General features: G+C 61.5%; 16 protein-coding genes and 1 tRNA gene. 12 read left to right on the forward strand and 5 right to left on the reverse strand.

The annotated features are described in order from the left end of the window. Positions 1 to 5: 5 nt before the first annotated feature. A complete protein-coding gene (locus ACQKOE_RS01505; RefSeq protein ID WP_427511241.1) occupies positions 6 to 1997 on the reverse strand; it encodes an alkyl/aryl-sulfatase in 1992 nt (663 codons plus the stop codon). Between the two features lie 168 nt (positions 1998 to 2165). Here ACQKOE_RS01505 and ACQKOE_RS01510 point away from each other — a divergent pair, with 168 nt between their 5' ends. The 4 genes from ACQKOE_RS01510 (at position 2166) to ACQKOE_RS01525 (ending at position 4851) form a co-directional block, all read left to right on the forward strand. Then, positions 2166 to 2705, forward strand: coding sequence for a peroxiredoxin (locus ACQKOE_RS01510; RefSeq protein ID WP_427511242.1), 540 nt, complete (start codon positions 2166 to 2168; stop codon positions 2703 to 2705). Between the two features lie 27 nt (positions 2706 to 2732). Then, positions 2733 to 3278: a 2'-5' RNA ligase family protein gene (locus tag ACQKOE_RS01515; protein ID WP_427511243.1), complete on the forward strand. Its 546-nt coding sequence runs from the start codon at positions 2733 to 2735 to the stop codon at positions 3276 to 3278. 65 nt (positions 3279 to 3343) lie between these two features. Next, a tRNA-Met gene (locus ACQKOE_RS01520) sits at positions 3344 to 3420 on the forward strand. A 177-nt stretch (positions 3421 to 3597) separates the two neighbouring features. Beyond that, positions 3598 to 4851, forward strand: a complete 1254-nt coding sequence (locus tag ACQKOE_RS01525; RefSeq protein WP_427511244.1) for a tyrosine-type recombinase/integrase — start codon at positions 3598 to 3600, stop codon at positions 4849 to 4851. A gap of 53 nt (positions 4852 to 4904) precedes the next feature. Here the strand turns inward: ACQKOE_RS01525 and ACQKOE_RS01530 are convergent, their stop codons facing one another. Then, positions 4905 to 5561 carry a lytic transglycosylase domain-containing protein gene (locus ACQKOE_RS01530; protein ID WP_427511245.1) on the reverse strand — a complete coding sequence of 219 codons (657 nt, stop codon included), beginning with the start codon at positions 5559 to 5561 and terminating at the stop codon, positions 4905 to 4907. A 124-nt stretch (positions 5562 to 5685) separates the two neighbouring features. Here ACQKOE_RS01530 and ACQKOE_RS01535 point away from each other — a divergent pair, with 124 nt between their 5' ends. The 4 genes from ACQKOE_RS01535 to ACQKOE_RS01550 are packed head-to-tail and all read left to right on the forward strand — an operon-like array spanning position 5686 to position 12092. Next, the gene (locus tag ACQKOE_RS01535; protein WP_427511246.1) at positions 5686 to 6615 is read left to right on the forward strand and encodes a DUF7146 domain-containing protein; all 930 of its coding nucleotides are present in this window, start codon (positions 5686 to 5688) and stop codon (positions 6613 to 6615) included. 40 nt (positions 6616 to 6655) lie between these two features. Next, a complete protein-coding gene (locus ACQKOE_RS01540; RefSeq protein WP_427511247.1) occupies positions 6656 to 10897 on the forward strand; it encodes a strawberry notch-like NTP hydrolase domain-containing protein in 4242 nt (1413 codons plus the stop codon). A 53-nt stretch (positions 10898 to 10950) separates the two neighbouring features. Further along, on the forward strand, positions 10951 to 11364 hold the full coding sequence (locus ACQKOE_RS01545) for an MbcA/ParS/Xre antitoxin family protein (RefSeq protein ID WP_427511248.1): 414 nt from the start codon (positions 10951 to 10953) through the stop codon (positions 11362 to 11364). Then, the gene (locus ACQKOE_RS01550; RefSeq protein ID WP_427511249.1) at positions 11361 to 12092 is read left to right on the forward strand and encodes an RES family NAD+ phosphorylase; all 732 of its coding nucleotides are present in this window, start codon (positions 11361 to 11363) and stop codon (positions 12090 to 12092) included. Before ACQKOE_RS01545 ends, ACQKOE_RS01550 begins: the two co-directional genes overlap by 4 nt. Positions 12093 to 12327: 235 nt before the next feature. On the opposite strand, the gene ACQKOE_RS01555 is transcribed toward ACQKOE_RS01550, so the two are convergent. From ACQKOE_RS01555 to ACQKOE_RS01565, 3 genes are read right to left on the reverse strand one after another with little or no spacing between them, the layout of a single operon-like run. Then, complete coding sequence (locus ACQKOE_RS01555; protein ID WP_427511250.1) at positions 12328 to 13734, reverse strand: exonuclease domain-containing protein; 1407 nt, start codon at positions 13732 to 13734, stop codon at positions 12328 to 12330. A gap of 6 nt (positions 13735 to 13740) precedes the next feature. After that, positions 13741 to 14262, reverse strand: coding sequence for an ImmA/IrrE family metallo-endopeptidase (locus ACQKOE_RS01560; protein WP_286866186.1), 522 nt, complete (start codon positions 14260 to 14262; stop codon positions 13741 to 13743). Between the two features lie 2 nt (positions 14263 to 14264). Continuing rightward, a complete protein-coding gene (locus ACQKOE_RS01565; protein WP_427511251.1) occupies positions 14265 to 14612 on the reverse strand; it encodes a helix-turn-helix transcriptional regulator in 348 nt (115 codons plus the stop codon). Positions 14613 to 14768: 156 nt separating this feature from the next. On the opposite strand from ACQKOE_RS01565, the gene ACQKOE_RS01570 reads away from it, so the two are divergent. From ACQKOE_RS01570 to ACQKOE_RS01585, 4 genes are all read left to right on the forward strand, one after another. Beyond that, positions 14769 to 14990 carry a DUF2188 domain-containing protein gene (locus ACQKOE_RS01570; protein WP_286866191.1) on the forward strand — a complete coding sequence of 74 codons (222 nt, stop codon included), beginning with the start codon at positions 14769 to 14771 and terminating at the stop codon, positions 14988 to 14990. 76 nt (positions 14991 to 15066) lie between these two features. Then, positions 15067 to 16215, forward strand: a complete 1149-nt coding sequence (locus ACQKOE_RS01575) for a patatin-like phospholipase family protein (RefSeq protein ID WP_427511252.1) — start codon at positions 15067 to 15069, stop codon at positions 16213 to 16215. A 3-nt stretch (positions 16216 to 16218) separates the two neighbouring features. After that, the gene (locus tag ACQKOE_RS01580; RefSeq protein ID WP_427511253.1) at positions 16219 to 17265 is read left to right on the forward strand and encodes a cyclic GMP-AMP synthase DncV-like nucleotidyltransferase; all 1047 of its coding nucleotides are present in this window, start codon (positions 16219 to 16221) and stop codon (positions 17263 to 17265) included. After that, positions 17258 to 19096 carry a ThiF family adenylyltransferase gene (locus tag ACQKOE_RS01585; RefSeq protein ID WP_427511254.1) on the forward strand — a complete coding sequence of 613 codons (1839 nt, stop codon included), beginning with the start codon at positions 17258 to 17260 and terminating at the stop codon, positions 19094 to 19096. Before ACQKOE_RS01580 ends, ACQKOE_RS01585 begins: the two co-directional genes overlap by 8 nt. Positions 19097 to 19332 lie beyond the last annotated feature (236 nt).

The raw sequence follows: 19332 nt of genomic DNA on the forward strand, positions 1-19332 counted from the left end.
GCCGATTACGGCTCGACGATATTGAACCCGCTGGGCACCGGATCGAGCGCGGCCTGGATCGCGCTGACCGCAGCGGCATCGCCTTCGACCTTCAGGCCCGCCGCCTGCAATCGGTCCAGCGGCAGCTTCATGAACAGCAGCGCCAGAATCAGCTGACGCGGCCCGGTCACCGTGGCGGCCGGATTAGCGGAAGGCTGACCGACGCGGGCAATCAACACGTTCTTGCCTGCGTCCAGCCCGACCGTTTCCTTGCGGTCGGTCACCACCAGGTTGATGCTTTGGCCGGGCCGCGCATTCTTTGCCGGGTCATAGCGGGTGGCCATCGAATCCATCAGCAACTGGGTCGGCACAGCGGCGATCATGTCGCTGCTCTGGGTCGTGCGGGCCCCCGAAGGCGCATAGCCTTCGCGCAGTTCGCGCGCGGCGGAAAGGAACTGGTTGCGCCAGATGCCGCTTTCCGCCTGGTAACCCTGCTGCTCATAGCTGTCGGCCAGCAAGGCGCGGGCCTGCTTGTTCGTTGGATCGGCAAAGACCAACTGGTTGAGCAGGTCCGAAGCCCAGCGATAGTCGCCCGATGCCATTGCCGCCTTGGCCGTGGCCAGAACCTTCTTCCCGCCGCCCATGGCCGCAACATAGCGCTTGGCCCGTTCCTGCGGCGGCCAGGGGTTCAGGTTGGCCGGGTTGGCATCGTACCAGCCCAGATACCACTGGTAGATCGCCTTCGAATTGTGGCTGTAGGTGCCGTAATAGCCCCGGTTGTACCATTGCTGCGAAAGCTCTGCTGGCTGGGTCAGGCGCTCGGCAATTTCGGCCTGGGTCTCGCCCTGGTTCATCAGGCGCACGGTCTGATCGTGGAGATAGCGGTAATTGTCGCGCTGACTGGCCAGCATTCCGCTCACTTCCTGCGGGCCAAAGCGCGGCCAGCAGTGGCTGGAGATCACCACCTCGCTGCGATTGCCGTAAAGCCGCAGCGCTTCGTCCAGAAAGCCTGCCCAGGCATGCGCATCGCGCACCTTGGCCCCGCGCGGGGTGAGGATATTGTGCAGCGAACAGGTGCTCATTTCCGATGACAGGAAAGTGCGCTGCGGGACGAGGTAGACGTTCAGCTCGCTGGGTGCCTCGCTGCCCGAGACGATCTGGAATTCCATCGGAACGCCATCGACCACACGGGTCTCGCCGGTCCGCTCGACACTGTCGGTCGGCGCGATCAGGGTGATTTCCCCGGCCGAGGTTCCCACCCCGATGCCCGAACCCATCTGGCCCTGCGCGCCCGGTTTCAGCGAGGTGCCGAACTGGTAAGTCGCGCGGCGGCCCATCGCCGCACCGGCCATGACGTTTTCCGAAGCGGTTTCTTCCATGAACTTGGCGGGCGCGATGATCGTGGTCTTGCCGGCCTTGACGTCTGCGTCGCTGGTGATGCCGCGCACTCCGCCGAAGTGATCGGCGTGGCTGTGGCTATAGATGACCGCGCTGACCGGGCGCTTGCCCAGCTTGGCATTGACCAGTTCCAGAGCTGCTGCCGCCGTTTCACGGGTGGTGAGGGGGTCGATCACGATCCACCCGTTCGCGCCGCGCACCACGGTCATGTTCGAAATGTCAAAGCCGCGGACCTGCCAGACGCCCTCACTCACTTCGAACAGGCCATGCTTGCGCAGGTTGCTGACTTCCCGCCACAGCGAGGGATTGACGGTGGCCGGGGCAGGGCCATCCACCCAGTCATAGGCGGCGAGGTTCCACACCGGCTGCCCCTGGGCATTGCGGATGATCGGATCGGTCAGGCTGCCCAGGAAGCCGCGCGCCGCGAAGTCCGCATCGCGGCCATCCTCCACCGGCAGGCCTGCCTGCGCCGCCTTTTGCGCGGCAATCGTGGCAGCGCTGGCGGGCTTTGGTTGCAGCGCCGGGTCTGCGATTGGGGCGGGGGAAGCGTTCTGGGCCAGAGCGGCAGTGCCGCTCAGAAGCAGGGCAGCGGCGGTCAACCGCAGGGCGGGGCGGTACATCGGCAAGTCTCCTCTCTCCGTGGAACGGGATGCTGCCACTGGCGTTTTGACGCAAGGAATTTCTAAGCAGGCAATTAATCGCCTCAGCCGATCATTCTGGCCGCGTTTGCCTGTTTTACGGATCAAAGCCTGCCGCCTAGTGCGGGCGGCGAACAAGGAGACACTCACATGCTTGGACGTACCATCCCCGACGTTACCCTGAAGACCCGCGTGCGTGACGAATCGATCGGCGGGCCGAACCCGTTCCGCTGGCAGGACCTGAACGTGCGCGATGAATTCGCGGGCAAGAAGGTCGTGGTATTCTCGCTTCCCGGCGCTTTCACGCCGACCTGCAGCAACGAGCAGTGCCCGAATTACGAGCGTCTTTACGACCTGTTCAAGGCAGCCGGCGTGGACGAGGTGTACTGCCTGTCGGTCAACGACGCTTTCGTCATGTACCAGTGGGGCAAGAGCCTGGGCCTGGAAAAGGTCAAGCTGCTGCCCGACGGTTCGGGCCACTTCACCCGCCGCATGGGCATGCTGATCGACAAGGATCACCTGGGCTTCGGCTATCGTTCGTGGCGCTATGCGATGATCGTTGACGACAACCAAATCACCCACTGGTTCGAAGAGCCGGGCATCAACGATAGCGGCGCGGACAGCGATCCCTATGGCGAAACCGCACCGGAAAAGCTGCTTGGCGCGCTGACCAACGACCCGGTGGCCTGATCAGCCGATTTCAGTTAGGTGCGGGCGGTGGACCCTGACCCCCTCTCCCAAAAGCCGCCCGCACCGTTCATTGTCACGGGGGAATTGCCCCCGGACATTCTGGCCTGGGCCGATGGCCTGCGCCGCGCGCATTTCCCGCCAGAGCGCAACTGGCTGAAAGCGCATGTCACGCTGTTCCACTCCTTCGCCCCCTCGCTGAAAGAAGAGCTGCCGCGCTTTCTGGCGGCCATGGCGGGTGAGTTCGCTCCGCCCAAGGCCGAGGTCACCGGGTTGATGGACCTGGGCGGCGGTACGGCCATAGCGCTGCGCTCGCCCGCCTTGCTCGCTGTGCGCAAGCGGATTGCCGATCATTTCTGGGACATGCTGACCAAGCAGGACCAGGGCGGCAAGAAACTGCACATCACGGTGCAGAACAAGGTGAAGCGCGAAGATGCGCTGGCCTTGCAACGCGCGCTGGAACCGGTCCTGCCGCACCCACAATTCGCCTTCACGGGCCTAGGCTTGCACATTTATCGCGGACCTCATTGGGAGCCGGTGCAGGTGTGGAAGTTTCGCGGCAAACAGGACGCTTGACCGCAGCGAAAGCGCACCTTATGAGCCGCCGCCTGCCCCCGTGATGCGGGGCGCGGCATTGGTATGGCGGAGTAGCTCAGCCGGTTAGAGCAGCGGAATCATAATCCGCGTGTCGGGGGTTCGAGTCCCTCCTCCGCTACCATAACCCTATCCGGAAGCTTCCATCAGCTTCCGCATTTTTCCAAAAATCGAAGAAAAAGCAGAGGGTTGCGGGTGATTCGCGTCCGCATGCGCCCGTGCCCTTCCACATGCAGCCAGATTTGGTGTGGGGGTATTTTGGGGGTAGTTTTGCGGAGTATCGGAAAGGAGCGATACCCCCATGCCTCTGACGGAGACTCAAGCCAAAAATGCCAAGCCCCGCGAGCGGGCTTATAAGCTTGCCGATAGCGAGGGCTTGTTCCTGCTCGTCCAGCCAAATGGCACGAGGCTTTGGCGGCTGAAGTACCGCTTTGCAGGAAAGGAAAAGCTGCTGTCGTTCGGGGCTTATCCGGCGCTGGGGATCGCAGCTGCCCGGGATAAGCGCAAAGCCGCTAAGGCGCTGCTTGCCGAGGGCAAGGATCCGATGAAGGCCAAGGGCGAGGTGACATCGGAGAACGGTGACACCTTCTACATGGTGGCGAAACGCTGGCACGAGAACCGCCAGTCGGCGTTGAATCCGGCACATGCCGAACGTGTCTGGTCACGAATGGAGCGGGACGTGTTCCCCTCCCTGGGACAAAGGCTGATCCACGAGATCACTGCCCCAGATGTCTTGCAGATGATCCGCAGAATTGAGACACGAGGTGCGCTCGATATCAGTCGGCGAGCCAAGCAAGGGGTAGGGCAGGTCTTTCAGTTCGCGATTGCTTGTGGGCTGGCATCCAGCGATCCCACTGCTCATCTTCGCGGAGCGCTCAAGCCCAGGCCCAGGGTGCAGCACATGAGCCGCCTTCCTTTGGCCGAAATACCGGCGTTCCTCGAAAAGCTGCGAGCCTATCAAGAGGAGGGTGACCGGCGCTCGGCTATCACCCGCGATGCGGTACTATTCGCCTTGCTGACCTGGGTCAGAACAAAAGAGCTTCGGCTAGCAGTCAAATCTGAATTCGAAAATCTCGATGGTACGGAACCCGTTTGGCGGATTCCGGCTGCTCGCATGAAGATGGGGCGTGAACACCTTGTTCCGCTTTCCGCTCAGGCCGCACTCATTGCTAGAAAAATGGTATCATCGGCGGCCGGCGATTACCTGTTTCCTGGGACCCACCCAGACAAGCCGCTTTCTGAAAACACCATGATCTATGCGCTGTACCGCCTTGGTTATCATAGTCGGCAGACCGTCCACGGATTTCGAGGGCTTGCCAGCACATGGGCGAACGAGCAGCTGGTGGAGTTTGGCAAGCCAGCGATGTGGATCCGGAAATACCATGAGGATTGGGTTGAGATGCAACTTGCCCATTCTGAGAAGAACGATGTCCGGGGTGCCTACAACGCTGCTGAGTATCTCGCCCCCCGCCGGCGAATGATGCAGGATTGGGCTGATTTTCTCGATGGGCGCAAGGTGGTCGACATCAGGAAGGGGCGGAAGCGTGCCGCGTGACGCCGATCATTTTATGCGTCAGTTCAATCTAATCTCACTCGATTCAGTTCGTATCAAAGCTGCCAGTGTCGGAGGACGTCGCGGACATATCCGGGGGTCTCGCCATTCCGCGGAATACCGCCTGCGCGTTCGACTGCGCCTGGACCGGCATTATAGGCCGCCACGGCGAGGTGAACCACGCCGAACCTGTCGAGCATCTGCCTCAGATACCGCGCCGCGCCAAAGATATTGGCCATGGGGTCAAAGCGATTGACGACGCCGAGTTCCTTTGCAGTTGCTGGCATCAGCTGGCCAAGGCCCGCAGCGCCTGCCGGGCTGACAGCAAGGGGATTATAGCGGGATTCCGTCCAGACGAGCGCGTCGAGCAGGCCGGTGGGTAATGAATACTTCGCTTCGGCCGCATAGACGTGAGGCAGGTAGCTCGCCCGCCGAAATCCGGATGGGCCAACTTTGGTCGTGGGCTCATACCTGTACGGCAGGTTCACCCGTTTGTTTTCCGCAGCGCTCGAACTTTGTGCTGCGGCGGCCTGCGCGGATTGCCAGAAGCCATGCTCGACCAGCTGAAACCCGTTCGATGCTTCTGCAATCCTAATGCCGCCGGATGGACCTGCATGTTGCTCGGGGACTTCTGGCCTTGGCAGATCCTGGGCATTGGCAGGAATGGCTGATGCGATGGCAATGCCACCGATCAAGAGGACTTTCATTGTCATTTCTCGATCCTTCTATAGCCGAATCGAGTGAGAACATATAAAGAACAAATGATGTAGGAAAATGCTTTGGCGCTGGTGCAGAGCGGAGGCTGCACGGGGAGTGCACCTCAACCGGAGTAGGTCGATGCCCCTGCTAAAGAACACTCATCAACTCGAACGCCGCGCCCGCACGATCGTCGAAAGTCTCAAGGGAACATGGCGCCAGAGCAGGGGCATGTGCTGCTGTCCCGCTCACGACGATCGCACACCGTCGCTGAGCGTGACGTTGGGGCGAAAGGCCATCCTGTTCCATTGCTTCGCCGGATGTTCGAATGAGGACGTCATTGCAGCATTGGATAGCCAGGGCGTTCGGAGCCGAGAGCTCTTTGATGGTTCTGGCGCTGGGACCGCCGATCGGCAAAATCGGGGTGACTTCAGTCCCAATGCGCGACGCTTGTGGCAATCAGCTTCGGCGATCTCCGACAGCCCCGTCGAACGATATCTCTCACAGCGCGGTCTCCAGCGCTCATCTGACCAGTTCCGTTACCTGGAACGTACGCCGCTCGGACCACGCGGGGCAGTTCAATTTCTCCCTGCGATGTTGGCGGCAGTCACGACTGACATTGGCATTATCGCAGTACATAGGACATTTCTTGATGTGGCGAGCGGCAAGCTGGCCAGTTTCGAGCGGCCCAAGCGTGCGCTCGGCAGCCTTGGCTATGGTGCTGTCAGGATTGCCCCTGCACTTCAGGGGCGTTTGGGCCTTGCCGAAGGAATCGAGAGTGCACTCTCAGCCATGCAGCTGTTCGGTATCCCGTGCTGGGCAACGCTTGGGAACGAGCGGTTCGGTCTGGTTTCGATCCCTGAAAGCGTGCGCGAGCTCTTCCTGTTCATCGACAATGACGCCGGAGGCGCTCTCGCCGAGGAGCGCGCGCTCAAGGCCTACGCTGCGCCTGATCGTGTCATCCACTCACGAGCACCAGCCTCGCTAGGTTTTGACTGGAACGATGAGCTGCAGTCGCGGCTTGCCCGAAAACCTGATCCATCGGGCAGAGCGGAGGGAGCCTTTGGCTGATTGAGGCCTGCCCGCCGCAGGACCTCGTCAGGAGGTTCCCATGTCCAATTCTTCCCTCGCCTTCGCATTCGATGAACCATCACCGCCCGTCGTTGTGATGGCGGCCCAGACCATGGCATCCGAGTTGGAGGCAGGCCGCGCGCTTTCACGCAGCGACGTCACGCGCATCATGACAGAGCACTTCGGGGGGAGCGATGCTCTCGGGCGTTGGTCAGTTCGTGACGCCCATGCAGCTACCGAGCTGGCACAGGTTCAATACCTGCGAGCAGCGGATCAGATCCTGCTCTCGGCGTCGATCGACGAGGCGGAACAGTTCTTCTGCTCCCTCGATGCTCGACTGCCGACCCAGACCAATCGCAGCGACGAGCAGATCGAATGGCAGCAGTTTGCGACGCCGCCGCGCCTTGCCTGGCTTGCTGCCCGGGCTTGCGCGCTGGCCACTGGCGAGCTTGTGCTGGAACCCTCGGCCGGAACGGGCATGCTCGCGGTCTGGGCCGCCAAGGCTGGCTCGCGCCTTGCCCTCAACGAAATCTCGCCGCTCCGCCGCGACTGCCTGAATGCCCTGTTCCCGGCTGCTCGAGTGGCCGGTCATGACGCTGAGCTGATCGATGAACTGCTTGATCCCGCCATCACCCCAAGCGTCGTGTTGATGAATCCTCCCTATTCGCACGGCATCGAGCGAGGGCACGATAGTCGCACCGGCTCGCGCCACCTGAAGCCGGCCTGGAACCGTCTGGCGTCCGGCGGTCGGCTTGTCACAATCATGCCCGAATGGTTCGATTGCGCGAGGTTTCTGGCCGGGCTGAACGGGCCAGCTTCGCTGCGGCTCAATGTCGCCGTCGAACGTGCGTTCGTCAGGCATGGCACCGGGATCACCACCCGGCTGCTGGTCATCGACAAGGTGGGAGGCTCCAAGGAGACCGTCACAATCCGTATCAGCGAAATCGGCCAGCTGGTCGATCTAGTCGATGCTCTGCCGGCTCGCGCCAGCTTGGAGGCTGTTCCCGAGCAATCGAGCCTTCCAGTTCGTTCGCCGTTTCGCTTGGTGGCCTCGCCGCGCAGGCCACTGCCCACACCGACCAGAATCACTTCTGCAGCCTCCGCCATCGGGTCGCTCACCTACCAGACCCTCGAAATGCCTGCGCCGCTTGCGCCTCAGGTCGGCCACTATCTGCCCTATCGTCCGAGCAGAATCGTGATCCATGGCGCAGCCGAGCATCCGACGCCGCTCGTTGAGTCCGTCGCCATGGGGTCGATCGCCGCGCCGATGCCCGAAGCTGTGCCGCAGCTGCCTGACGGGCTGGTTGCCAAGGGGCTGCTGTCTGCTGCCCAGGCAGAGACGCTGATCTACGCTGCAAGCGCTCATGCGCGCGATCTTCCCGGTCGGTTCGAGCCAGAGGACAAGGGCTGTTCGCTCAAAGCATCTGCGGAAGGCCAGACGTACCGCCAGGGCTATTTCCTCGGGGACGGAACGGGCGCCGGGAAGGGCCGTCAGGTTGCCAGCGTCATCCTCGATCGCTGGGTGCGCGGGGCACGCCGCCATATCTGGATCTCGAAAAATGAGGCACTGCTGGAAGATGCCCGGCGCGACTGGGCTGCGCTTGGCGGCCTACCGATCGACATCCAGCCACTGGCTTCCTGGAAACTCGGCACCCCCATCGCCATGCGCGATGGCATTCTCTTCGTGACCTACCCGACCCTGCGTTCGGGCCGAAACGATGCAACCCGCCTCGACCAGATCCTGGCTTGGGCTGGTGAGGATTTCGACGGCGTGATCGTGTTCGACGAGGCGCACGCCATGGCCAATGCCGCTGGCGGGGAAGGATCGCGCGGCAAGGTCAAGGGATCGGAGCAGGGTATCGCTGGCGTGCGCCTGCAGAACCTCCTGCCGCGGGCACGCGTGCTCTACGCCTCGGCAACCGGCGCGTCAGACGTCAACAACCTGGCCTATGCGACGCGCCTTGGTCTGTGGGGTCCGGAGACCGCCTTCGCCAATCGCGAGGCGTTCGTCGCCGACATTCGTGACGGCGGGATCGCAGCGATGGAGTTGGTCGCCCGGGACCTCAAGTCGCTCGGCCTATACACCGCGCGCGCATTGTCCTTCGCCGGCGTCGAATACGAGATCCTCGAGCATCGCTTGAGCGAGGATCAGGTTGCGGTTTACGATGCCTATGCTGAAGCCTGGGCGATCATTCACGCCAACCTCCGCGAAGCGCTGGAGGCCACCCGGATCGTCGATAGCGAAACCGGCGGGACGCTCAATTCCGGTGCCAAGTCCGCAGCGCTCTCGATCTTCGAGGGAACCAAGCAGCGCTTCTTCGCGCAGCTGCTTCTCTCGATGAAGCTGCCCAGCCTGTTACCAGCTATCGACGCAGCGATTGCCGAGGGGAACGCCGTGGTCGTCCAGCTGGTCTCGACCGCAGAAGCCATGCTCAATCGTCGGCTTGCCGACATCTCTGATGAGGAGCGCGAAGCGCTGGAGATCGATCTGTCCCCGCGGGAATATGTGATCGATTACCTCGCCAAGAGCTTTCCTGTCCGGCTGATGGCGGTCTTCACCGATGAAAACGGCAATCCTCGCTCAGAACCGATGAGCGATGAGCAAGGCGCGCCGGTACTATGCCGATCGGCACTCGCCGCCCGCGACCGGATGATCGAGCAGCTCTGCGCGTTGCCGCCCATCGCGACCGCGCTTGATGCCATCATCGAACGCTTCGGCGTCGACCAGGTGGCGGAAGTGACTGGCCGGACGCGTCGGCTCATCGTTAGCGGGGATGGCCATCAGAAACTCCAATCCCGATCGCCGCGCGCGAACGTCGCTGAAACCCAGGCCTTCATGGATGGCAGCAAGCGCATTCTCGTCTTTTCCGATGCCGGAGGAACCGGACGCAGCTACCATGCCGATCTGGCCGCCAAGAACCAGGCCCGCCGCGTCCACTTCCTGCTCGAACCGGGCTGGCGCGCTGATGCTGCAATCCAGGGGTTAGGGCGGACCAATCGTACCAATCAGGCATCAGCCCCGCTGTTCAGACCAGTGACGACCGATGTGCGCGGTGAGCGCCGGTTCATCTCGACGATCGCACGCCGCCTCGACAGCCTCGGAGCTCTGACGCGCGGGCAGCGCCAGACCGGCGGACAGAACCTGTTCGATCCGGCCGACAATCTCGAAAGCATCTACGCCAGGGAGGCGCTCCACCGCTGGTTCGGCTTGTTGTTCACCGGTAAGCTCGAAGCGGTCAGCCTCGGGCACTTTCAGGAGCTGACAGGTCTCAGGATCGAAGCCCCTGACGGGTCGATGGTAGATGACCTGCCGTCGATCCAGCGCTGGCTTAATCGCATCCTCGCGCTTGCCATAGCCTTGCAGAACGCGATCTTCGATGAGTTCATGGGGCTGGTCGAGGCGCGTATCGATGCTGCCCGGCAGGCCGGTACGCTCGATCTCGGCCTTGAGACCATCGCGGTCGAGGACTTTACGCTTCTGTCGGACACGCTGCTGCGCACGGATCCGGCGTCGGGCGCAACAACCCATCTGCTGGAACTGGAAATTGCCAGAGCCCTGAAGCCGCTGACGCTGAAGAGGCTCGAGGAGCTCCACGGCCTCACTGGGCAAAGCCAGCGGCCTGTTCGGAACGCCCGATCAGGACGGGTCGCCTTGCTCGTGCCCGCCCGCAGCATTCTTGCCGATGACGGCACGCGCATTTCCCGCTTAGAATTGCTGCGCCCGCTGAAGCGCAGCCACATCACCGAGGATCAGCTGGCTGAGAGCAGCTGGGAGGGAATCTCCGTCGAGGCATTCCGTGAAGCCTGGGCTGCCGAGGTTGAGGAAGCGCGGACCAGCCACAAGCGCGAGCGCCTCTATCTTGCGACGGGCCTCCTGCTGCCGGTCTGGGACAAGCTGCCTTCGGATTTCGTGAGGGTGAGCCGCATCTCGGCGGCGGATGGCCGGTCGCTGCTTGGCCGGGAGGTTCCTCTCCATTGTGTTCCGGAACTGTGCCGGGCGCTGGGTCTGGAACGCGAGCAAACGCTTTCCGCCGATGACGTCGTCCAGACCGTTCTGGCGACTGGCCGTGCCATGGAATTCCCGGGTCGTGAGCAGCTCTTGGTCAAGCGCAGCTTGGTCAATGGCTCACAGCGAATTGAATTGACCGGATGGAGCGTAGCACGCCTTGACTGGTACAAGGCCCAAGGCTGCTTCACGGAAATCATCCGCTACCAGACGCGGCTGTTCGTGCCGATCGAGGGCGCGGCGAGCGTGGTTGCCAGATTGGCATCATCCGCATAGACCGTTGCCAAATGGCATTGAGTGGCGTATATGATGCCATATGGAGATTTGCCATGCTTGCCCTGCAACCCGTTGATACTGCCGTTACCGCTTTCCATCCCGATCCGATTACCCAGGACGAGGCAGCTGCCATGTTCCGGGCAGTCCTCAATCTGTTCGGCAAATGGGAGCTGACCGACGACCAGGCGGCAACGCTGCTCGACATGCCAGTGCGCTCCTATCGTCGCTGGAAGGCCGAAGGCCCCGGGCGCGTTTCGCGTGATGGGCGTGCGCGTCTCTCCAACCTTATGGGCATCCACAAGGCGCTTCGGATCATCTTCTCGGAGGCAACCCGCGGCTATGCCTGGATCAGGTCGGCCAACGATGCCTTTGGCGGATCCAGCGCGCTTGATGTGATGCTCGGGGGCGAACTCACCGACATCATGCGGGTGCGTCGCTACCTCGACGCCGAGCGTAGTGGCTGGTGAGCGGAATAGCGGATATCCCCGTTTCTCGAATTGAGTGGAGGGGCGCTGTCAGGATCATCCGCAGCGCCTTTCCGCCGATCGACCTGTTCGAAGACATCGCTGATCCAGCCGACTGGCCGCTGCTGATCTCGGCAGAGCAGAAGACCAATCCGCGCATCATGGCCACGATTGGCAATCTCGACCTGGTGCCGATCGATCGCCGAGTCGGCGGCAAGGGTGCATCTTACCTCATGGCGCCATTCACCCATGTCAGCACTGACCGGCCAAGCCGCTTTACCGATGGCAGCTACGGCGTGCTCTACGTAGGCGATCGGTTTGAAACCGCACTGTTCGAGACGATCCACCACCATGCCCGCTTCATGGCCCGCACGAAGGAAGCATCTGGCTGGACCTCGCAATTCCGTGAAATCGTCATGTCAGTCGATGCTGACCTCCATGATCTTAGAGCTGCAGATGCAGAACCGACCCCGATGCTGGACCCTCACAGCTACACGGCATCTCAAGCTCTCGCTGCCAATCTCAGGGGCGCGGGATCAAACGGGATTGCCTACCCGAGCATCCGGCATCCCGGTGGGGAATGCGTCGCTCTTTTCCACCCGGACTGCGCGTCAAATCCTTTGCAGGGGCGCCACCTCGACTATCACTGGGATGGGGAGCGCGTTGACCTCGTCCGAGATGCCGGATCGGGAGCTGTTTTCCGTATCGTAGATTTGCCAAGCAATGACTGAATAGGTTGCGTCCCTTTTACAGGCCGTACACCCTGCTTCTTATCGGCCTAACGAGAGCTGCCATACGTTCCGGCTCTCGCAAGATGTGGCGATTGGGCCGTTCTACAACAGGCCACTCCATGACGTCGAGGATCGATTACGGGACGTTGTACGAGGATTGATGTGAACACTGCGCCCACCCAACCATGGCCACTACATGATCTACAAACGGGCAGTATTTTGGGAGGAATAAAGTTCAAACCACGATCTGCGTCATCAAGGTGGCAGCCCGTGCGCTACGATCCTGCAAGTAGTCGCGGTAGCGAGACAGCAGGCCGTCGTGATCTGCTCCTTCCCCAATCAACTTATCCGTTTCCGTCAAAGCAAGCGCGTATGTGAGGCAGCCGGATCCATCTCCAGCCAATTGATTTGCCAATCGGAGCTCTATTTCGGCTCTTACCGTTGCTGGAAGAACCCTTCGGGCTTCGGAATATATCAGGCGTAAGCCCAACCACCGAAGACGCTCGTCTTCCAAGCCTTGTACAATTTGGAGGCGATCAGGCCAGGAGGCTTGGTGAAAATTATTCATGCGCATCTCGTCATCCGGCCCAGGGAAGCCATTGTAAATTTGCTCCTCCAGATGAGGTGAGAGGGGAAATGGCTCGCGAATAGCGTTGTAAGCGGCGAAAACCCTCTCACGTAGATGTGAGTCAGCCTTCACGCGCCGGGCCTGTTCTTCGATGCGGCCAATCGAGCCACCTTCCATCATGTGTTCGGGAGCATCGAAGAGAGCGGTCAGCGTCGGTGCTGCATTGACCCTGAAGCGACGGATCGGACTGGGTTTTTGCGTCAAATGGGCCTGAAGCTCGAGATCACCCATCGCAGCGAGATGGTCGAGGTCTTCATTGAGGTTGAGGCAAATGCGACCGTTTGCTTGGTCAGGGTCAACACCGATACATACGACCGGCGCATGATAAGCCTGCCCGCCGTAGAACTCCGTCAGCACGAAACCATCTTCGGTGTCGACGAAATCTGAAACAGTTGCCTTGTTCGAGAACCGCACGAACCGTTGCCAAAGCTCCGGGGACCGCTGCCGGACTAGTCGGCAGAGCTCGACCGTTGCAAGCACATCGGACATCGCGTCATGCGCTCGAGGATGAGCCACTCCATTTGCCGCCGCCAAGTGCTGCAGACGAAATGTCCTTCGGCCATCATCGTTGATTGGCACAACAAGCTGAGCTGGCGAGACCGCATCAGCGGCCATCACCAGACTGAGGGCATCGGCCCTGCAGTTGCGGTGATTGCTTGTTAAATAGGCAGGGTATAGGCATTGAAAGAGCGCATTGCGCAGCATCTCCTCGTCGAAGCGGATCGAGTTAAAGCCGACGAACACGGCCGGACTCCAAGACAAAAGATTCCGACGAATGTCGCTTACCATCGCGTAGTGCGAAGGCAGGTTGGTGTCCGTCAGCCAATCGATCGGCAAGCCGTTCGTACGCAACGCCGAGGGATGGGGGAGCACATGGGGCTGGAGGCGCGAGCGCGCTTCGAAGCGCCCTAATTCATTCAGGTCTGCGTCGGTGCGAACTGCCGCGAAATGGATGATCTGATCAAACCCGCGCTTGAGCCCCGTCGTCTCTGTATCGAAGAATACGAAGCTCAAGGCGCGCTACCAGCGAATTAGCCGAAAACGCATGGCCGCGGCGCTCACTCTGAACCGACGGGCCAACCCTTCGATCGCCGCCTCGTCCTCTAGATCGACGCCACCGCCCTCCAACGCAGCAGCCAAGAGGTAACCGGGGATCAGGAGCTCTGACGCGAACGCGTTGGCCTCGATTTCCATCGGCTCAGTCCCCAGCGCTGACACATCGTTACGGAATAGGACGCGAATCCCCTTATCGACATGGACAGCTTGGCTGATCACAGGCGCATGGAGTATGTGATGTGCTAGCTCATGAGCAGCCGAGAACCGCTGTCGGTTCGGATGATGCAGCGCATTGACCCCAATGATGCCGACGCCATCCTTGATGTACGCCATACCCGAGAGGTCCTCGTCGAGCGGTGCATACTGAAGGACGATTTTCCGCGACTTAATTATACGCTCGATCGGGACTGGTGGCGTCGACACGCCAAACTCCTCGAGGATCGAACGCGCAGATGCACGCGCCCGATCAAAATCCGCATCAGCCATAATCAAGCCTTGCCGCGTCGAGGCTGCAACGCGGTTGTGATCAGGTCGGCGACTTGAGCTTCAGCATGTTGCGAAAGCGTCTGCTGATTGGAAACCATCATCTTCAGTCCATTCCCCAAAGGCTTCTGCGGCGTCGGAGGCAGGAGTTCTGCCACCTTGGTAAAATCAAGTGCGGCGGCGAGCGCGTAAACGTGATGCAGGAGGATGTTCTGTCGGCCGCTCTCGATGTTTGCGATCGACGCACGCGACATCTTCACCTTGCCTGCCAGTTCCGCCTGGGTAAGGCCAAGCGCTTTCCTGCGCGTTGAGACCGCGCTGCCGAAAGCCTTGTAGAGCGCTTCGCTTGCCATGCATTCTGTTTGCGCTGCGTTCTCAGGAATGTCAACTTCGCAAACATTGTGTGCTCTATACAAACATGTATTCGTGCTCATAGCTTGACATGACGCTCAGACTCGGAGACCTACTGTGTAAGGGCGCGGTGCCCCGGATGAGTCGGAGGATCAACGATGTCGAAGAGGATTCACGTAGTGCCCCACGGGTCGGGGTGGGCCACGCGTCGCGAAGGTGCCACCCGCGTGGGATCGACACACAGCACCCAAGCCGATGCAACACAGGCCGCGCGTGGCACCGCGGTTCGCGAACGCGGCGAAGTCATCATTCACCGACCGGACGGTCGCATCCGCGACGCCAATTCGTACGGCAACGACCCCTTCCCGCCGAAGGGGTGACTGGGCACCTCGGAGGCACCCTGGCTCCGGCACGCGGATAGGGCAACTAGGTCGTTACAAAGGAAGCATTGCGTAAATGGGGAACGGCGAAAGACAGTACGGCGCTGAGCGACCATATCGCGTGCTCAGCTTGGACGGCGGAGGGATGCGGGGCATTTATACGGCCGCGTTTCTTGCGCGCCTGACTGATCAGTTCGCGCGCATTCGCGGCGAATCTGCCCTCGATCTGGGACGCGGCTTCGACTTGATCACCGGGACCAGCACCGGCGCGATTGTCGGCTGTGCGCTGGCCGTTGGGCGCCCGATGACGGAAGTGGTGGCGCTTTATCGCGATCACGGCCCCAAGATTTTCCCGCATCGGATCACAGGGAAGCAGAGTGCTATCTACCGAGCGAGCCAGGGCAGCCGTTTCGTGCGCACGGGCGACAAGGCGCTGCGTGAGGCGCTGCGCGGCGTGCTCGACGACATCACTATGATCGACGTGTTCGAAAGTCGCGGCATCTCGCTAGCAATCCCGACCGTGCTGATGAGCGAACACCGCGCCTGGGTCTTCAAGAAAACTCCCAAGAGCGGGGTGCGCGACGATCACTATCCGCTGGTGGACGTTTGCATGGCCACGAGCGCCGCGCCAATCTACCGCTCGCTCGCCGCCATCGATGACCCGAACGCGCCGGGCGGACCCAAGCAGGTGTTCGCCGATGGGGGGCTGTGGGCCAATAATCCGATTATGGTCGGGCTCGTCGACGCGCTAACGGTGGCACCGCCCGATTGTCCGATCGAGATCTACTCACTCGGAACATGTCCGCGCCCCGAGGGTGACCACCTCGACGCAGAGAGCGCGCACCGCTCCATGCTCGACTGGTCGCTCGGCGCTGACGTCGCGCCTCTTAGCATCTCGGCGCAGGAGTTTGCTTTCGACCACATGGCGAGGCTTTTGACGAACGCCATCAGCAACTGCGGTCGCTCGATCCGGCGCGTGCGCTTTCCCAACAAGCCGGTGCCGGCAAGTATGATGCCGTACCTCGCCCTCGACGACACTCGGCCAGAGGCGATGGATCGGCTGGTCGGCCAGGCGCACACCGACGCCGATCTGACCAAGAGTGCTTGCGATGATTCCAACAGCGCCGACGGGCGCATGATTCGCCAACTCATGCTCGATCTACCGACGATGCCGGCCACCGGTGCCGTCTGGCGTCCCGCTTCCACCGATATGCAGAAAGGATAGGTGATGTTCGACTGCGCCAAAGATGTTCGTGCTTACCACGACCAGGATGTGACCCTGCCCAAGAGCGAGCAGGATGCAATGCGCGACCGACGAAACTCCAACCGGACGCGGCTGCGGAACGGGCTGGAGAAGGCTGGCAAGCCCAAGCCGATCGAGTTCGTCAAACAGGGCAGCTACGCCATGAAGACAATGTGCCGCGACCCAGACAACGACTATGACATCGATGACGGGGTCTATTTCCACAAGAATGATCTGGTCGGTGATCGCGGGGCCGAGATGACGTCCCTACAGGCGCGTTGGATGGTGCGCGATGCGGTCGACGACGGCAAGTTTAAGCGTGCGCCTGAGGTGCGATCGAACTGCGTGCGCGTCTTTTATGAGAAGGGTTATCACGTCGATCTGCCGGTCTACCGCCGCGTCGTCACAAACACCGTCTTCGGCGAAGAGGTGCAATACGAGCTGGCGGCGAGCAGCGGCTGGAAGCGGTCTGACGCCCGCGACGTGTCGGACTGGTACGAGGACCAACGCGCCGCATCAGCCGACGGCATCCAGCTGCGCCGCATCAATCGCGACCTGAAGAAATACGCCCGCAGCCGCTATAGCTGGCGCGGCTCGATCCTTAGCGGCTTTGGCATCTCGATTCTGACGACCGAGAAGTTTCGCACGAACGACCGCGAGGATCGCGCGCTATATGACACTATGGTTGCCATCCGTGATCGGCTGAACTGGAACCTTGTCGTCGCCCACCCAGTAACACCAGGGGACACCATCACCAATGGGGGCGACGATGCCAAGGCTCGCTGCTTCCGCGAGAAGTTGACTGAGGCAATCGACACGCTGGCACCGCTCTTTGACACCGACTGCACACGCGAGAAGGCACTCAAATGCTGGGACAAGGTGTTCGCGACGACATTCTTCAGCGAGCGCTTGGAAGATGAGCAGCGCGCCTCTCTAGTTGCTCCGGCGATCATCAGTTCGGCTGCCCTGTTGGGCGCGACGTCGGCGGCGGCAAGCGCAGTCAGCAGCGCCGGCGGCGGTCGCCATGCCTAGTGATGCCTTACCACTCGGTTGGCGACAGGCAGCGCTTCGCCTTGAAGGGGCCTTGCGCGAGCATGCGGGTCAGACGCCAGAGCGACTCGACGCCACGACGGTTGGCGCAGACTATCCCACCCGCGATTGGATCGCGGCCGGTTGGCGGATCAGAGTTGCCTTCTCCGACGGCGTGACCCGACGCATCGACCTGCTGGCGGGAAGGCATTTCCCAACGACGCCGGTGAGAACGGCGCTAGTTGACCACCCCGAGGCGATGACTTGGCCGCATGTCGAGAGCGACGGCGTCCTTTGTCTATTGCCCAATATGGCCGAGTGGGATCCGGACGATCCGTCAGCGGTCGCCCTGGGCCTCCTCCATCGCTCGATCATTTTGATTGAGGAGCTGCTGGAGGGTGGCATAGTCGATCGCGATTTCCGCGAGGAATTCGTGACCTACTGGGGCTACAAAGCGCATTCACAAGGCAAATCGCTGTTCAGCTTGATCGTGCCAGGCCCGGTCTCGCGGCGAGTGCGGATTTGGCGCGGAAAAGGCATCGAGGTAGTTGGAGAGGACGAAGAATCCTTGGCCGCCTGGGTCCGTCATCGCTTTGGGGATAAGACGCCAATCAAGACTGAAGCGGCGGCCTTCCTCTGGCTGGAAACGCCGCCCTTGCCGGTCGAGTACCCGGAAACCGCTGCTGATCTCTATCTGATGGCCGAACGAATCAACGATGATGCGCGGACCGTTCTTGAAGAGGTGGCAAGCGACGAGCCCGAAGAGTTGTTAGTACTGTTGGGCGCGGTCGGGCGCGGCGGCGCTGCGTTGATTGGAGTGAAGGCGCTTAATCCGAAGCGACGCAAGGGCCGGCCACGCGCGCCGGACGAGCCGCTGTCGGTCGGGTTCCGACCGGGCCATACGCCACAACCTCTCCTTCTGGGACGCTTCTTCGGCGCGCTTCCGATCGTGCGGACCCAGGTCCAGCGCGCGGACGCTGATTGGGTACATGGGCGCGCTCAGGATTCTCGCACGCATCATCTGCTTGGCGCGACCGTTGTCGTGGTCGGCTGTGGTTCGGTCGGTGCGCCCGTCGCGTGCACTTTGGCACAGGCGGGGGTCGGGCGGATGGTGCTAGTCGATCCTGAATTTCTGGGCTGGCCGAACGTCGGTCGTCATCCGCTTGGTGCGACGGATGTCGGCCGTAACAAAGCCGAGGCTTTGGCGGAGCAACTTCGGACCAACTATCCGCACCTCACCGTCGAACATCGTCCGTGGGGTCTCCATCAGCTCATCGCGCAAGACGGGAATGTGCTCTCGGAGGCCGACCTGATCGTCGCCGCGACCGGCAATTGGGGTGCCGAAAGCGCCCTCAATCGGTGGCATGTCGCGCAGGGCCGCGCGAGACCCATTCTTTACGGGTGGACTGAGGCGCATGCCTGCGCCGGCCATGCAGTCGCGATCGGTGCGGGCGACGGATGCCTGCAATGCCATATCGGTCGGACCGGGGCGCCGGATGTGACGGTGATCGAGTGGCCGGAAGGGGGCGACGCCACCCTAGAGGAACCAGCGTGCGGCGCACATTATCAACCCTACGGTCCGGTGGAACTGGCCTATGTCACCGCGATGATCGCAGACACGGCAATGGATTGCCTCCTCGAACCGCCCGCGCAATCTTTCAGTCGCGCATTCGTAGCTTCGGGGCGCCGTGTTGCAGCACTTGGCGGACAACTGACTAAAGGCTGGCGCGCTGCTTTTGGCGAGCTTGGCGAGAGCATTCAAACGGTCGACCGGCCTTGGCCGTCTGCCAGCTGCGCTGCTTGCGGGCCTCGGCGTTTGGACGAAGCTGCCTAGCATTTTGCAGAAGTCTTACGAATTCGACGAGACCAGCAAAAGGTGTCGTCTAAGAGTCTACCGCGGAAGGCTGACGTCATCGAGCACGGGTTAAAGCGGAAGCTTATTGCGATCTTGCATTTCGACGCGAGGATGCTGGACCGTTGTCAACCTCGATCATTTGTCTTGGCTCGCGAATGAAGCGAGCTGTGCTTCGAACGGACCAGAGGGGAGTGGGCTTTGCCCCGATTGAGCCA

It is taken from the genome of Novosphingobium sp. NPDC080210, assembly GCF_050281025.1.
Taxonomy (GTDB): domain Bacteria; phylum Pseudomonadota; class Alphaproteobacteria; order Sphingomonadales; family Sphingomonadaceae; genus Novosphingobium.

Excerpts from the sequence above, each read along its gene's own strand:
- ACQKOE_RS01505 (WP_427511241.1), bottom strand. The coding sequence starts at position 1,997 with ATGTACCGCCCCGCCCTGCGGTTGACCGCCGCTGCCCTGCTTCTGAGC.
- ACQKOE_RS01510 (WP_427511242.1), top strand. The coding sequence starts at position 2,166 with ATGCTTGGACGTACCATCCCCGACGTTACCCTGAAGACCCGCGTGCGT.
- ACQKOE_RS01525 (WP_427511244.1), top strand. The coding sequence starts at position 3,598 with ATGCCTCTGACGGAGACTCAAGCCAAAAATGCCAAGCCCCGCGAGCGG.
- ACQKOE_RS01530 (WP_427511245.1), bottom strand. The coding sequence starts at position 5,561 with ATGACAATGAAAGTCCTCTTGATCGGTGGCATTGCCATCGCATCAGCC.
- ACQKOE_RS01535 (WP_427511246.1), top strand. The coding sequence starts at position 5,686 with ATGCCCCTGCTAAAGAACACTCATCAACTCGAACGCCGCGCCCGCACG.
- ACQKOE_RS01540 (WP_427511247.1), top strand. The coding sequence starts at position 6,656 with ATGTCCAATTCTTCCCTCGCCTTCGCATTCGATGAACCATCACCGCCC.
- ACQKOE_RS01545 (WP_427511248.1), top strand. The coding sequence starts at position 10,951 with ATGCTTGCCCTGCAACCCGTTGATACTGCCGTTACCGCTTTCCATCCC.
- ACQKOE_RS01560 (WP_286866186.1), bottom strand. The coding sequence starts at position 14,262 with ATGGCTGATGCGGATTTTGATCGGGCGCGTGCATCTGCGCGTTCGATC.
- ACQKOE_RS01565 (WP_427511251.1), bottom strand. The coding sequence starts at position 14,612 with ATGGCAAGCGAAGCGCTCTACAAGGCTTTCGGCAGCGCGGTCTCAACG.
- ACQKOE_RS01570 (WP_286866191.1), top strand. The coding sequence starts at position 14,769 with ATGTCGAAGAGGATTCACGTAGTGCCCCACGGGTCGGGGTGGGCCACG.
- ACQKOE_RS01575 (WP_427511252.1), top strand. The coding sequence starts at position 15,067 with ATGGGGAACGGCGAAAGACAGTACGGCGCTGAGCGACCATATCGCGTG.
- ACQKOE_RS01580 (WP_427511253.1), top strand. The coding sequence starts at position 16,219 with ATGTTCGACTGCGCCAAAGATGTTCGTGCTTACCACGACCAGGATGTG.
- ACQKOE_RS01585 (WP_427511254.1), top strand. The coding sequence starts at position 17,258 with ATGCCTAGTGATGCCTTACCACTCGGTTGGCGACAGGCAGCGCTTCGC.